Genomic DNA, 524 nt, shown 5'->3' on the forward strand with positions numbered 1-524 from the left:
AGCCGCTCGGAGGGGTTGTTCGACCAGACCTGGCGCCAGAGCTCCTTCGGGAAGCTCGTGAACGCCAGGACGTCGGCGCGGGCGTCGTCGAGGTGCTCGGCCACCTTCGGCAATTTGTCGGCGACGGCGTCGAGGACGCGGTCGAACTGGGCGTGCACCGAGACGGCGTCGGGCTGGTCGTAGACCGAGTGCAGCAGCGCCCGCACCCACGGCCAGGACGCCTTCGGGGTCGCGGCCATCAGGTTGGCCGCATAGTGCGTCCTGCACCGCTCCCAGGCCGTCCCGGGCAGGGTCGCGCCGATCGCTGCGACCAGGCCGGCGTGGGCGTCGGAGGTGACCAGCCGGACACCACTGAGCCCGCGGGCGGTGAGGTCGCGGAAGAACCCGAGCCAGCCGGCGCCGTCCTCGGCGGAGGTGACCTGCAGCCCGAGGATCTCTCTCGATGCCCGTCGGCGTTCACACCCGTGGCGAGCAGGGCGTGCACGTTGACCACCCACCCGCCCTCACGGACCTTGAGCACCAGG

General features: G+C 71.8%; 1 pseudogene. It reads right to left on the reverse strand.

The window, feature by feature from the left end:
* Positions 1 to 524: pseudogene (locus PSD17_RS31660) on the reverse strand (IS256 family transposase); the annotation flags it as partial.

Origin of the sequence: Pseudonocardia sp. D17, assembly GCF_036984265.1 — a bacterium.
GTDB classification, from domain to species: domain Bacteria; phylum Actinomycetota; class Actinomycetes; order Mycobacteriales; family Pseudonocardiaceae; genus Pseudonocardia; species Pseudonocardia benzenivorans.